Below are 14,986 nucleotides of genomic sequence, written 5' to 3'. Positions count from 1 at the left end.
TTAGAGGAGTATAAAAAAGTTTTATAGATTGAATACTTAATAATATGTAAAAAGGGTATAAATTTATTGCCAGCTATTAAATTATTAATGTAATGACTTAAATTTTATATTGTTTTAGTATACAAAAAAGAAATAAAATTGAGTAGATTAAAAAAGGTATTTGTTATGGGCATTATTGTATGCTATAAATATTTCATTTTCATTTATATTAAAAGATTATCCTAAATAGGATAATCTTTTAATATAAATGAAAATGTTTTACTGATATTTCTTGGTTATAATCAAGATAGTAAGGTGAACTATTAAGTGTGTATAATACGTCGGATTAGTTATTATTTAACATTTTTATAGATAATTTGAAGTGGGAGATTTCTATGATTAAGAGGAATAGCTTTGCCTTATATTCTAACTTGATCTAAAATTGTGACTAAGACATGTCATTAATCGTTGTATTTTTATTTTTGAATATATTGATGTCTTGTATGTATTCGATATTGATTGATATTGTGTTTTTGACGATTTTTGTAGCAAACTTATGTAAATCATCAGTACAGATATCTGTATCTTGTTTTTTTGAAAAAATTATTGTTGTATTTAACTATAATTTGATATTTCTGTTGTGAATTTGTAACTACTCAGCTTCCTCACGGAGGCTTTTTTCATTTACTAGTCTGATATGTACTTTTTGTGTGAATACTAGATATATCAGACAAGGAGGTGGTATTTATGTTGAAAAAACAAGAAATTCTAGCTGTCTATCAAAAGGGACCTCAAGCTATTTACGATTTTGTTCATCAATTAGAAAGTCAAATACAGAATTTAAAAGAGCGTATAGAAGAATTAGAAAATCGTTCAAAAAAAAACTCTACAAATAGTCATAAACCACCCTCTACAGATGGTTTTCGTAAGCCTATTACAAAAAGTTTGCGAAAATCATCCCAGCGTCAAACCGGTGGCCAGTTGGGCCACAAAGGACATACACTTCATTTGACAACGACTCCTGACAATATGATTACCTATTCTCCTACGCATTGTATTTGTTGTCACACGTCCTTAAAACATGAACCTGTAAAAGGATACCGCATTCGCCAAGTGTATGATTTACCACCTATCCTGATAGAAGTCACAGAACATAAAGTGGAACAAAAAGAGTGCCCACATTGCCATTCTATCCAAGAATCCCAGTTTCCCTCTACTGTCTCTCGTCCTGTTCAATATGGTCCAAATATAAAAACACTGATTCCTTATTTAACACATTATCAATGCCTTTCTTTGAAACGAACAAAAGAATTCTTTCAAGATTGTTTTGGACATTCGATAAGCGAAGGGACGTTAGTCAATCATACCCATGCTTTTTCTGCTCAATTGCGGCCGTTTCTCGAAGAAGTAAAAGAACAGATTCTGCAGTCTTCTGTTGTCCATTTTGATGAAACCGGTATGCGAGTAGAAAATAAAACACAATGGTTACATACTGCGAGTACACCGGAGGTGACATTTCAACATATTCATGAAAAACGCGGAAAAGAAGCGATGGATGCAGGTGAAATCTTGCCTTCTTTTTCTGGAATTGCTATGCATGATGGGTGGAAACCGTATGATGTGTATACAGATTGTCGTCATGTTTTATGTAATGCCCATCTCTTGCGAGATTTGCAAGGGATTATAGATAGTACCGGAGAAACATGGGCACAACAAATGAAAGAATTCCTTACACAAGCTTTGACAATAAAAAAGCAATACAAGGGAAATATTCCAGAAATAGAGAAAAAGAATCTGTTTGCCGCATACCAGGCCATATTGAAAGGCAAACAGGTGCCTTCTGCAGAACAAAAAAAGAAAAGAAAACAGACGCCTTCTCAAAATTTATGGAATCGCTTTGCTAAGTATGCGGACAGAATTCTAGCGTTCTTAGAAAGTCCAGATATTCCATTTGATAACAATCAAGCGGAGCGAGATATTCGGATGACGAAAGTCAAACAAAAAGTGTCTGGGACGTTTCGAAGTAAGGAAGGTGCAGAATCATTTTGCCACATACGTAGTTTTATGAGCACCATGAAAAAACAAAATCAATCAGTATTACAAGCGATAAGTCAGGTGTTAAAAACCGGAACGGTTCCTTGGAATACCACTCTTTCGTAAGAGAATGTTTCTATTTCATATAGATTCTTTCTCTTATCGGAGTGTGTTCTTTTTCATGTTTTCGAACAGGAAACATGTATTTGGCATGCTTTTTTGTTTAACTAAGCTGAGTAGTTACGTGAATTTTTAATACAGTTAGATTGTAAGAGGGGGGTAAGTTTATAACATGCTTTTACTTGAACAGTTTTTTATTAAATTGTATTTAATTTTCAGCCGGAATATTTTTTGTTTTGAAAGTTAGATGAATGTCAATAGTAGAATTTATAGGTGTTGAAAAATGGAAACCAAAGGTTTTTATGTAATAAGTAAAGTTTTTACGCTATATTGCATGGGATTAATACATGAGTAATTTAATGTATTAAAGATTATGTGTATGTAAAGAGGGATTTTGAGAATAGAGCCAGGAAATAATTGTTTGATACATGTTGTTACAAACTCTATATATGTGAATTGTAAGAATAATTATTTAATAAAGTATACATTGGGATATTGGTTAGTTTTATCTCAATATATTTGGATGTGAAATTTTGTGATGATTTTATTGGTTTTTTAATATTTTTTTATTCTATGAATAATAAAATTAATTCCTTACTCTTATTTTATCTTTTTTTTTTTTTGTGTCAATAACCAAATTGATAATATGTTTGATATGTTTATATATATTTTTGTTTTATATGTTTTATATGTTTTAAGGGGGGAGGGAACACTTGGTATAACAAGGTTTTAAGACATTAAAGATAACAAAAATGGTTCTAAAGATAACAAAAATGGTTCCAAAGGTAACAAAAATGGTTCCTTAAAGATAACAAAAATGGTTTTAAAGGTAACAAAAATGGTTCTAAAGGTAACAAAAATGGTTCTAAAGGTAACAAAAATGGTTCTAAAGGTAACAAAAATGGTTCTAAAGATAACAAAAATGGTTCTAAAGATAACAAAAATGGTTCCAAAGGTAACAAAAATGTCCCTAAAAAAGACAAAAATAGTATCTTTAGTTTATAGGAAGGAGTTAAAAAATTCTTTTATATGCTTTATAATTTGTGTATACATTTATATTTTTTGACGTTTAAACCAAATTTATAGCGTGAAGGATGTGTTCAATAGGGAGGAGAGTGTGGATATGTTACAAAAGCAAAGGGTGCAAATAAAAGAACATAATATTGTGTCAAAATCAAATGTATTAATTGAAGCAAGTTCTCGTTTGAATTTAATAGAGCAGAAAATATTGCTTTGTTTAGCAAGTAATATTGAACCCACAGATCGAGATTTTAAAATATATACTTTTCCTATAAAACAATTTCATGAATTATTAGGTTTAAATGGTGCTACGAAGTATACTGAATTGAGTGGAATTACAAAAGATTTATTATCTAAAGTTATTGAAATTCGTACAAAAGAGGGCTTGATGCAGCTCTCTTGGGTTTCTTCAGTAATTTATAATAAAAATAGAGGTACGATTGATATTCGCTTTGATCCATTGTTAAAACCATTTTTGTTAGAACTAAGTAGTCAGTTCACTAGCTATCGTTTAGGAAATGTTATGAATTTAAAAAGTACGTATTCTATACGGATTTATGAATTATTAAAACAATATGAAGATTTAAAGGAACGAATTATTTATTTAGAAGATTTAAGATACTATTTAGACGCACTTAATATATATCCAAAGTATGCAAATTTTAAGCAACGAGTTTTAAATGTATCTCAGCAAGAATTAAAACGAAAAACAGATATATTTTTTGAGTTTGAAGAAATTAAATCAGGAAGAAAGGTACAGAAAATTAAATTTATAATTAAGAGTAAAAAAAATAAAAATGGAACATTAGGAGATAATTGGGAAGAGATTAAATACGTAGATACTTTTGAAAGAGAAATTAAAAGCTTTGAAGAAAGGTGCAAGCAAAAAGTATATCCAACAGTTTTCGATAAATGGAGAAAGTATCCGAAAGAGGTTCTAGATATAATTGAATGTATACGCTTCCGTACAGATATAAAAATGCCAATTGCTTATGTGGAAAGCGGATTGAATAATTTATTGGAGAAAAAGCAAAAAAATATTTTTGAAAATTCAGAAAAAACAGAAGAACTTAATAAATCGGATGTTATTGAATCAATAGTACTTCAAGTAGTAGAAAAATATTCTAATACAACAGGTACAGTAGCAACATTTTTAGTTAAAGAGGCTTTTATTCATATAGCATTGGAATATATTTCTTTAGAAAAAGCGGAGGACGTTTGGAAGAGTAAGGAGGAAGCAGTGATGCAAATGATTTATCGAAGTATTCAAAAAAATCGAACAAAAAAATATTAAAAGCATCTAATGCTATGTATTAAAAAATATAGAGGAGAGTATCTATGACAGATTCGTATTTACATCACCAAAAAATTTTATTAGAAATTTCTCAAAAAATGTATAAAATAGAATCGTTTCTGTTGAGAAATTTAGATGAGCTAAGCAAAGAAAGGATTAAAGGGGTTCAAGTAGAATTAAAACAAATCGAAACAATGTTAATATTTTTATTAGAAAGTAATATATATGCAGAATTAATGATGCAATTATTAATTCATATGAAGAATATTAATATAATTCTGAAAAAATAAATAGAGAATAGTGTATTATAAATTTACCGGAAGACTTCTCCTTCCTTAAATGTATGGGGGACCATATCAACGATAGGTGGGAGAGGGATTTTGATCGGATATAATAAAAAGTATCTTTGGTTTATTTCGCCTTTGATTTTAGGTGTTTTCATACTGGATTATAATCTTTCATCGTTTGCTGCAGATAAAGCCTGAGTATTCTGTTTGTCTCGAAAGAATGGAACAACTTGTAAAGTAGGATAAGAATGTTTTTATGAATAAGCCTAAAGGGGTGCTTATTCTTATTGACGTTTAAAAATAGAAGGCGTGCATCAAACACTAGTAGTTTATTCTTGGGAAAGGTGTTGTGGACGACAGTTGAGGGGATTAGTATATAAGCTATAAGATTATGGAAAAAGATTTGAAAAAATAGATAAGTGTTTTTTCTATCAACAGGCATAGTTGTTATGGAGACAGAAAAGATAGGTCATTACCTAAAGATTGCTTTTGTAGATATATAGGAAGTTATAACGGTAGTTACCAATAGTAAAAAAATAAATTATACATTTATTAGTATGTACATGAAATAGGAACAAAAGACTCTTTGGAATAAAGGGGTTAGCTCGGCTGTCCTTGGACGAATTCGTTTACTAACAAAAGTAACGACTAACCGAGAAAGCCCTTATTTCAAGCTAGCTCGTAATAGCTACAGTGGGGATAGTGTACTTGATGTTTGTACAAAAAAATATAAATAGCTTATTTAGGTTTATAGGCGTTAAGCGTTTTTCTAAAGAGACGGATACTTTGAATTAATAAATCTAATTCTTCTTTAGAAAGTTGTTGACCATCCAAAAAAAGTGGTTGGGGGGTCTCGGTTAGATGCAACGGATGAGTTGTATCATCGGAAACTAATAAAGTATTTGTAACTACTCAGCTTAGTTAAACAAAAAAGCATGCCAAATACATGTTTCCTGTTCGAAAACATGAAAAAGAACACACTCCGATAAGAGAAAGAATCTATATGAAATAGAAACATTCTCTTACGAAAGAGTGGTATTCCAAGGAACCGTTCCGGTTTTTAACACCTGACTTATCGCTTGTAATACTGATTGATTTTGTTTTTTCATGGTGCTCATAAAACTACGTATGTGGCAAAATGATTCTGCACCTTCCTTACTTCGAAACGTCCCAGACACTTTTTGTTTGACTTTCGTCATCCGAATATCTCGCTCCGCTTGATTGTTATCAAATGGAATATCTGGACTTTCTAAGAACGCTAGAATTCTGTCCGCATACTTAGCAAAGCGATTCCATAAATTTTGAGAAGGCGTCTGTTTTCTTTTCTTTTTTTGTTCTGCAGAAGGCACCTGTTTGCCTTTCAATATGGCCTGGTATGCGGCAAACAGATTCTTTTTCTCTATTTCTGGAATATTTCCCTTGTATTGCTTTTTTATTGTCAAAGCTTGTGTAAGGAATTCTTTCATTTGTTGTGCCCATGTTTCTCCGGTACTATCTATAATCCCTTGCAAATCTCGCAAGAGATGGGCATTACATAAAACATGACGACAATCTGTATACACATCATACGGTTTCCACCCATCATGCATAGCAATTCCAGAAAAAGAAGGCAAGATTTCACCTGCATCCATCGCTTCTTTTCCGCGTTTTTCATGAATATGTTGAAATGTCACCTCCGGTGTACTCGCAGTATGTAACCATTGTGTTTTATTTTCTACTCGCATACCGGTTTCATCAAAATGGACAACAGAAGACTGCAGAATCTGTTCTTTTACTTCTTCGAGAAACGGCCGCAATTGAGCAGAAAAAGCATGGGTATGATTGACTAACGTCCCTTCGCTTATCGAATGTCCAAAACAATCTTGAAAGAATTCTTTTGTTCGTTTCAAAGAAAGGCATTGATAATGTGTTAAATAAGGAATCAGTGTTTTTATATTTGGACCATATTGAACAGGACGAGAGACAGTAGAGGGAAACTGGGATTCTTGGATAGAATGGCAATGTGGGCACTCTTTTTGTTCCACTTTATGTTCTGTGACTTCTATCAGGATAGGTGGTAAATCATACACTTGGCGAATGCGGTATCCTTTTACAGGTTCATGTTTTAAGGACGTGTGACAACAAATACAATGCGTAGGAGAATAGGTAATCATATTGTCAGGAGTCGTTGTCAAATGAAGTGTATGTCCTTTGTGGCCCAACTGGCCACCGGTTTGACGCTGGGATGATTTTCGCAAACTTTTTGTAATAGGCTTACGAAAACCATCTGTAGAGGGTGGTTTATGACTATTTGTAGAGTTTTTTTTTGAACGATTTTCTAATTCTTCTATACGCTCTTTTAAATTCTGTATTTGACTTTCTAATTGATGAACAAAATCGTAAATAGCTTGAGGTCCCTTTTGATAGACAGCTAGAATTTCTTGTTTTTTCAACATAAATACCACCTCCTTGTCTGATATATCTAGTATTCACACAAAAAGTACATATCAGACTAGTAAATGAAAAAAGCCTCCGTGAGGAAGCTGAGTAGTTACAAGTATTTATTGTAAACCGTCGCTATCTTATCTAATAATTCCAATGATGGTTTATATATGCCACGTTCAATCTTAGATAAGTTACTATAATCGTAATCTATTTTTTGTGATAAACTTTGTAAAGTATCGCCGAATTGATTTCGAACCTCTTTAATTCGAGTACGCAATTAAAAACCCTCCTTAAAAATGTTTATAATTAAGATGTAAGTGCAATAAATTATTGTCGACTACGTGATTAATTTAAAACTAGTTAACGCTGTGAAGAATGGAACTCTTGATTTTTAATAGGGTGTTGCATATTAGGATCGATTTGCCTTAATACATATGTAAATATAACGCATCATTAAAAAAGATTACCATGGAAGTATTATATAGGGCAATATATAATTTTTATCATAATCTTAATCTTATATTATAATATTTTAGGAGTCTTCGATTCGAGCTAAAATCTTTGCAGAGTTTAATCTGTAATGTATGGTTTATTAAGGTGGAAACAGGTGTTAACAATCAAATATTATTTACTATTTTAAAGGCCAGTTTTTAACTATATTAGTGAGATTAAAAGTATCTTATGTACTAGTATAGAAGGAGGATATATGAATGTAAATAAAATAAATAGTATATTCGCATAAATAAGTGTTGAAAAAAAATAGTAGTATATAAAATGAATTGGTTTAATATACAAAAAATGATTCGTACTTGTGAATGATAACTAGATAATAAATGAATATTTTTGGAATTGAAAAGGTTTAATAAACCAATTACCTTGAGAAAATTTAATTGGTTTATTAAAAAGAGGGATTTTTTTGATGGTATAAAGCAATATTTTTAAGCTATAAATAATTCTGTTTACCTCTTTATAGGATTTTTTGAAGTCGTCTTTAGAGCAGGGTCTGAAAGTACGGCTGGTTACCCAGTACTACTAAAACTATAGAATCTATAGTGATTTAATTATTTGTAGTTTTTTTGAGGTGTTTTGTTTTAATATTTTGGAAAAAACTGATACATTGTAAGTAGGATAAGTAATCATAGAAGAATGAAAATAGCCGTATCCCTAGTTGACTATCATTTTGGTCAAGAATACTCCTTTCTCAAGGAGTGATGGAGTGGAATCAGCTTCGGATAGCGGAAGCTATCTTACTTGTTCGGCAGACATAATTCGTTACTTCACTACATGTATATTTAGTTTGTAATGGAACCATATCGAAATGGAGGGGTAAAACGAATGATGATGAATAAAGCCTATACATTTCGTATCTATCTAAATCAAACACAAGCGATTCTAATCAATAAAATGATTAGTTGTTCTCGTTGTGTATGCAAGTATTTCTTATCCCTATGGGATTCTGCATACGAAGAAACAGAAAAAGGTTTGACTACGGTACGTGCTCTGCCAACGTAAAAAGATCGTTTTGTGTGTGGAATAACCAAAACGATTTATTTGACTACACACATTTCAATCTCATTTATTGTAAATGGAAAGTCCACACGTTTAAAAGTATGTGCCTGATAACCAATACATATAATCGTAATTTCGACTTGTTGAAGCACAAGTTAAGTACATGTCGTATCACAAAGGAATTTGGTAAAGGGATCGCTCAAATTTCTGCCACGATTCCTATAATAGAAAAACAGGAACAAACATTTTAGGAGTAGAATTAGGCCTCAAAGCGCCTGTAGTAGCTATTACAAATGATGGTACAGTTTGTTTGGAAATGGAAAAACAAATACATGAAACGTAAGTTTTGTAGTGTTCGTAAGAAGCTAGGAGAAGCGAAGAAGCTGAATGATCTGCGACAACTTGATGATACGGGATACGGCACAAAAGTGGATGCAAGACCATAAAGTGATTCGTGAAATCGTTGATTTTGCAACGAATCATACTACTTCTGTCATTCAATTAGAACAACTAACGAGCATCAGACACAGTACGAACAAGCCGTAAAAACGAAAATAATCCACATACTTGTTCATTCTATTGTCTTGCGCAATTTATTGCATACAAAGCGAAAGTAGTTGGTATAAAGGCTGAATATGTGGATCCTTCTTATATAAGTTAAACATGTCCAAAATGCAGGAAAAAGAACAAGGAACGAGATAGAAAATACACGTGTCCATGCGGATTTGAGAAACACTGCGATATCGTTTGGGGATGATACTCCCTCATTTTGAAAATTGTTCGAAACAGAAAAGGACTGCGCACGTTTGGTCATTTAAGAACCCCATCTGTTACACCGGAAGGTGTAGGACTTGCGGCTTTAGCCGCGGGAGTGTCAAAAACGTATTTATGCATTGTTGAACTTTTCACTAGAACTATAGTCAAGGTCCTCCTATCCTTTATTACCGTAGAATTAGGGGGAGATTCTGTGAAAAAAAGCGAACGATTAAATTGGTGTTTGTAGGTTCCATTTCAAATAGGTGTAAGATTATAGAATGGGAGAGGTCTTGTTATTGTTTATCCTGCACGCTGAATTTTTGAACTTTCGAAGTAACTTTAACTTTGATAGGAACCTGTGTGAAATATTCGTCCCAGTTTTGCTTGTGTTTCTCCCATATCGGATATTGTTGAGTTCTTGCTACACGAGAAAAATCTCCGATATCTGTGTGTAATTCTTTTTGCATCTTAAAAATGAGGGCCTGGACTTTATTTTTTACGTGAGTGTTTATTTTCTTTTCAAGCGACTTTAAAAATTTCAAGTCGAATTGTTGGTAAGTTGTCCAATTCTCTACTAACTTTCCTCGTAATTTTAAATCTAAATAAAATGATAATTGATTATGATGTAGTTGAGAAGAAATATTGACGTTTACGTTATCCACTTGATATATGATAGGTGATCCATGATAATTGATATAAAGGGGCAACCCACTTTTATACTTAGCACCTGTTAATAAAGTAACCGTCTGTGTTTCAGTCGGAGTAAGCCAACCTATTAATTGTTGTTTTTCACCAGAAATAACGGCACTTCCCATTAAAGTGTTTTTGCGATTTGATACATTGATTCTTGGGATTAAAAAACTGGAGTGATTCAGCATTCTTTTAGAAAATTCACCTAGTGTAATTATAGCTGGAGTATTTAGAGAATCATGCGCTTGTTGGATTAATGTAGCGAGAGAAACTGCTGGAGTAGATATATCAGAATTTCTATTTTCTAATATTTTTTCGGAAGAAGACTGCGTAAATACCATATATGCAGTTCGGTTAAATTCATTATTTTTTAAAAAGGCATCTAATATTTTTGTGAAATCTTTGGATTTTCCTAATGCTTCATTCATAAGGATTGTATGGACATGTGTGAAATTCAATAATTTATTGGAATAATAAGTTGCTCTATGCAGCGCGGCTACTATTGTTGGGCCGATTTGAGAAACATTTAAATACTTAGCGCTGGTTTTATCTGAAGATGGTTGAGCTACTTGTAAAATAAGTCGGATATTTTTGGCCTCTCTATATTCAATAGCTACTCCATCAACGAATCCCAAAGACAAAATTTCGTGGCTGTCCCAGCAGCCCGTAAAAAGAAAACAAATACTACATACACACCATAATTGTTTTAATTTTAATGACATAAATATCGTCTCCGTACAAATGAAATTAAGAGTAATATACAAGGTAATACTACACTACATATAATGCCCATTTTACTAATCCAATTTCCTAGTAATAGAGTTTCATTTAAATTTTTAGGAATACAAGCCAGAATGTATGCAATCACCATTAGGACATATAAAGAAATATTTTTTTGATTTTTAATTAAGTAACAACAACCTAAATGAGCAATAAAGTGCCCTATAACATAGGTAGTAAATAATTGAATAATCCAAATAACGAAAAATATAAGTTCTAAGTGCCAAGCCTGGATTCGTTGGGCAAACTCCATGGTAGGCCATGTTAGTACTTTTAATTCCTCGATAGATAAAGTTCCCACGAGAACAAAGCTATGAAGTGTGTATAATAATAAAGTAATACCAACTCCTAGAAAAACGGCTTTTCCACTTTGCTTGGGTTTATCCATAAAAGATGCAAAAATCAGAATGGTTTCATAGCCGAAATAAGAGAAGAAAGTTAAAGGTACGCTATGAATAACTGGTGAAATACCATCGCCTAGTATAGGGTGTAAATACTGCCATTGAAAACTAATAAACCCACTAGCTAAAATGATAAGAATTACGAAAATTGTGAGAGGAAAAAATAATTGAAAGAATCTTACCATAGGTTGTATCCCGCTGTGCAGTAAATAGGAGCCAACAAGAATAGGAAGGCACATGACAATGAATAGAGGGGTACGATTTAATAGGAATTGTTGAGCGAACTCGCCTAATATTCGAATTTGATAAGCAGCTACCATGGTATACCATATTATGTATATAATTCCTATACATATACCTATCGGTTTTCCAAGTAAGAGTTGTACAAATTGAAAAAAGGTTTGTCGAGGATAGTGTTGAGCTAATTTGGCACAACACTGCCCACAAACTAAACTGACGAGTCCACCTAGAAAAAATGATATCCATACATCAGGTGTTTGCATATTTTGAGCAATGCTACGGGAATTGACAATAAAACCATCTGCTATTAAAGCTGTTGAGATGGCAATTGTTACTTGAGATGTAGAAATTTTTTTTTTGGTCATTTGATTCATGTTACACCTTTCTTTCTTTTTTTTAAGTTGATACGCTTACGATTTTTGGTTTTAAAAATAGAATTTCGAAATATATTCCATTGTATTGGGAGACGAATGAAAGTATCTTTCCAGTCTTGAGATTGATAATGAACAAAATACCCTAAATAATTCACTCCAAAATTTTGCAATTTTACAAGATGGGCACATAAGAAAAGAAATGCAAAGATAATGCCATATAGCCCGAAAATGGCAGCACTTATAATGAATAAAAACCGTAATAGTCGAATAGAAAGCCCCAATCCATATTGTGGAATAGCAAAGGAGCATAATGTCGTTAGGGCAACTATAACCACTGTAACCGGACTGACAAGCCCAGCTTCTACAGCGGATTGTCCAATAACAAGTCCACCAACAATGCCTACTGCTTGCCCGCTGGATCTAGGTAACCTAATTCCGGCCTCTCCTAGACACTCAATCGTACACGCCATTAAAAATGTTTCTATAAATGTTGAGAAAGGAACACCACCTCTACTAGATTGAATAAAGATAATCAATTGCCATGGAATAAGCCCTGGGTGAAAAGAAATAAAAGTGATGTATAAGCCTGGTAGTAGTAGTGCCAATAAAAAACAAAATAAGCGTAATAGGCGGAAGGTTGTTCCAATCCACCATCTTTCTGTATCGTCTTCAGGAGTATGTAATAATAATGCTAAGGTAATGGGAGTTAATAAAACAAATGGTGACCCATCTAAAATAATAGCAACTTGTCCTTTTAGTAGACCCTGTATAACTCGATCAGGTCTCTCAGTCTGTATCATTTGAGGGAATGGTGAATATGAGTTATTGCTAAGAAGTTGTTCTAAACAACTATTGTCTAAAATATCATCTATGTCGATAGCACAAATTCTTTCAGTTATTGCAGTTACGAATTTTTTGTTTGTAAGATGATCTAAATAAACTACTGCTACATCGCGTTGTGTTTGCACACCTATTGTTGATTTTTGTATAGATAAATGAGATGATTTAAAGTTACGTCTTAACATAGATACATTGATAGACAGTATTTCTACAAAACTTTCTTTTGAGCCGTGTATGCTACTTTCAGTTGTTGGCTCAGAAATCGCTCGATTCATTATTTTAGAAGTATCTAAGATAAAAGCGATGTTCATATTTTCTAACAATAATACACAGGAACCAGCGAAAAGATGAGAAACGATAGTATCTAATTCAGAAAAAATTTGGATATCGCATAATTCAATACGGTTTGTAACAGTCGATACAGTGATATTAGCGTTTTTAGATTTTTGTTTTATTGAACGTTGTAATAATGGACGCAAGATATAATCTTGCAGCATTTGTACATCTGTTATTGTTTTTAAGTAAATCAAAACAGCGTGCCGTGAGAAATCTGGAATATCAAATTCCCGATATATAATATCAAAATTAGATGATAATCGATATTGTAGGTTTTCCAAATTGAGACTTAAATTACAAGATAATGTGGATGGTCGTTCCATAAAATCATTCTTCCTTTTTTTGTGAATTCATTTACAATATGTTTAGATGTAAATTAGTATGTGATTTATTTGGAGTTGTATACCATTTTTTGTGAGTTATAATGGTTGTTAAAAACCAATTTATTGAAAAATATCATATATACCTTAGCGGTTTTAATCTTTGATTACAGTCTTTTCCGAACGAGAAAGCCTATCGCTTTTAGACACGGGATGAAAGGGAGGTTGGATATAGAGTGCTACTAAAAACTGGAAGGTTTGTAGCACTTTAAATATCCGAAATCTGGGTATTTTTTGTTGTAGTTTTTATAAAACGTTCTTCTATAATCGGTTCAAGAGGTATGTAACGAGCTGGATGTTGTAATAGTCGCAATGAAATATGACAAACCATGTTCACTTGTTTTTTGCATACACTACCGATACGCAGCCCTGCTGGTACAATGGTGAAAAGCAAAGGAGTGATTTCTAAAAAAGTAAGAGAGGCATTTCCTCATCTTCAGCATTTACCAAGTCTGTGGACACGTTTGTGTGTGGAATAGCCAAAACGATTCATTTGACTACACCTGCATTTCAATCTCGTTCATGGTAAATGGAAAGTTAAATCGTTTCAAGGTTCATACCGTAGTAACCGACATATATAATCGTAATTTTGATTTGTTGAAGCACAAGTTAGGCATACTTCATATCACGAAGAAATCTGCTAAATGGATCGCTTAAATATCTATACGGTCCCTAGAATGAAAAAAAGGAAAAGTTTTAACTGAAAGTAGTGGATAGCATTGCGATGTAATTGTCTGTTCGCAACTTTTCGGATGCTTATACAAGACCTTGCAAAAAAACAAAACAACTCTAAGAAGAACAAGGTATCATCTGATACCATAAAGCAAACAAATGAAAACATTGCTGTTGTAGGAAACAAAATAAAGTTGCCGAAACGAGGATTATTCGCTTTGCCAAAAGTCGTGAATTAAAGGGACTTACATGCTACAGGTAGACGGAATTCTTTTGGTAGGTGCTTTGTGTCATTGTGAATTGAAACAGAAGTACAAGAACTTCCGAAGATACAATCTTACATCGGAATGGATGTGAGATGAAAAGATTTTGCCATTTTGTCAGATAGAACAACCTATAAAAATCCGAAGTTTTTTCGGTCATGAGAAGAGAAATTGGTGAAAATGTTATATTCTTTCTAGAAGAATAAAAGGATCTATTCGCTGGCATAAACAGCGAGTACAAGTAGCTAGCATTCACCAATACATGACGAACGTTAGAAAAGATTAATGGGACAAAGTCTTAGCTGAAATTATCAAAAATCACGATGTGATTGGCATAGAGGGTTGCAAGTATTGAATATATTGCGGAAGCATACGTTAGTAAAAGCAAGTAGGTAGGTATTGTGGTCACGATTCAGAACTATGCCCGAATACAGAGCATAGTGGTACGGCAAACAAGTTATTGTCGTATCGAAAACATTTACTGCCAGCCAATGATGTTCTTGTTGAGGATATCAAAACAAGGAGGTTAAAAATGTAAACATAGTTAAATGGGACTGCGGAACTAGCCTAATAAATTAGAGCTTGTT

7 protein-coding genes and 5 pseudogenes are annotated in these 14,986 nt (G+C 32.7%); 7 read left to right on the top strand and 5 right to left on the bottom strand.

The window, feature by feature from the left end; all coding sequences use genetic code 11:
• Positions 1–726 precede the first annotated feature (726 nt).
• The 3 genes from tnpC (MHI28_RS33020) to MHI28_RS33010 all read left to right on the top strand — a co-directional run bounded on the left by tnpC (MHI28_RS33020) (position 727) and on the right by MHI28_RS33010 (position 4,737).
• On the top strand, positions 727–2,139 hold the full coding sequence (gene tnpC / locus MHI28_RS33020) for an IS66 family transposase (protein WP_197233369.1): 1,413 nt from the start codon (positions 727–729) through the stop codon (positions 2,137–2,139).
• 1,117 nt (positions 2,140–3,256) lie between these two features.
• The gene (locus MHI28_RS33015; protein ID WP_340828731.1) at positions 3,257–4,447 is read left to right on the top strand and encodes a replication initiation protein; all 1,191 of its coding nucleotides are present in this window, start codon (positions 3,257–3,259) and stop codon (positions 4,445–4,447) included.
• Between the two features lie 44 nt (positions 4,448–4,491).
• A complete protein-coding gene (locus MHI28_RS33010) occupies positions 4,492–4,737 on the top strand; it encodes a hypothetical protein (protein ID WP_340828729.1) in 246 nt (81 codons plus the stop codon).
• A 1,019-nt stretch (positions 4,738–5,756) separates the two neighbouring features.
• Here MHI28_RS33010 and tnpC (MHI28_RS33005) read toward each other — a convergent pair.
• Positions 5,757–7,169, bottom strand: coding sequence for an IS66 family transposase (gene tnpC, locus MHI28_RS33005; RefSeq protein WP_197233369.1), 1,413 nt, complete (start codon positions 7,167–7,169; stop codon positions 5,757–5,759).
• Between the two features lie 107 nt (positions 7,170–7,276).
• A pseudogene (locus MHI28_RS33000) lies at positions 7,277–7,435 on the bottom strand (helix-turn-helix domain-containing protein); the annotation flags it as partial.
• Between the two features lie 1,061 nt (positions 7,436–8,496).
• On the opposite strand from MHI28_RS33000, the pseudogene MHI28_RS32995 reads away from it, so the two are divergent.
• A pseudogene (locus MHI28_RS32995) lies at positions 8,497–9,424 on the top strand (zinc ribbon domain-containing protein).
• 292 nt (positions 9,425–9,716) lie between these two features.
• On the opposite strand, the gene MHI28_RS32990 reads toward MHI28_RS32995, so the two are convergent.
• The 3 genes from MHI28_RS32990 to MHI28_RS32980 are packed head-to-tail and all read right to left on the bottom strand — an operon-like array spanning position 9,717 to position 13,407.
• On the bottom strand, positions 9,717–10,835 hold the full coding sequence (locus MHI28_RS32990) for a Ger(x)C family spore germination protein (protein WP_340828728.1): 1,119 nt from the start codon (positions 10,833–10,835) through the stop codon (positions 9,717–9,719).
• Complete coding sequence (locus MHI28_RS32985) at positions 10,826–11,899, bottom strand: GerAB/ArcD/ProY family transporter (protein ID WP_176116641.1); 1,074 nt, start codon at positions 11,897–11,899, stop codon at positions 10,826–10,828. Before MHI28_RS32985 ends, MHI28_RS32990 begins: the two co-directional genes overlap by 10 nt.
• Before the next feature lie 5 nt (positions 11,900–11,904).
• Positions 11,905–13,407 (bottom strand): spore germination protein, encoded by a 1,503-nt coding sequence (locus tag MHI28_RS32980; RefSeq protein WP_340828727.1) that lies wholly within the window; start codon positions 13,405–13,407, stop codon positions 11,905–11,907.
• Positions 13,408–13,734: 327 nt separating this feature from the next.
• On the opposite strand from MHI28_RS32980, the pseudogene MHI28_RS32975 reads away from it, so the two are divergent.
• From MHI28_RS32975 to MHI28_RS32965, 3 pseudogenes are all read left to right on the top strand, one after another.
• Positions 13,735–13,928, top strand: a pseudogene (locus MHI28_RS32975) (transposase); the annotation flags it as partial.
• Positions 13,927–14,118, top strand: a pseudogene (locus MHI28_RS32970) (RNA-guided endonuclease TnpB family protein); the annotation flags it as partial. The pseudogenes MHI28_RS32975 and MHI28_RS32970, both read left to right, overlap by 2 nt.
• A gap of 46 nt (positions 14,119–14,164) precedes the next feature.
• Positions 14,165–14,903: pseudogene (locus tag MHI28_RS32965) on the top strand (RNA-guided endonuclease TnpB family protein); the annotation flags it as partial.
• Positions 14,904–14,986: the final 83 nt, after the last annotated feature.

Source organism: Bacillus sp. FSL K6-0268 (genome assembly GCF_038005425.1).
Classification (GTDB): domain Bacteria; phylum Bacillota; class Bacilli; order Bacillales; family Bacillaceae_G; genus Bacillus_A; species Bacillus_A thuringiensis_S.
The sequence above is the reverse complement of the archived record's forward strand: the minus strand, read 5'-3'. Positions and strand labels throughout refer to the sequence as shown.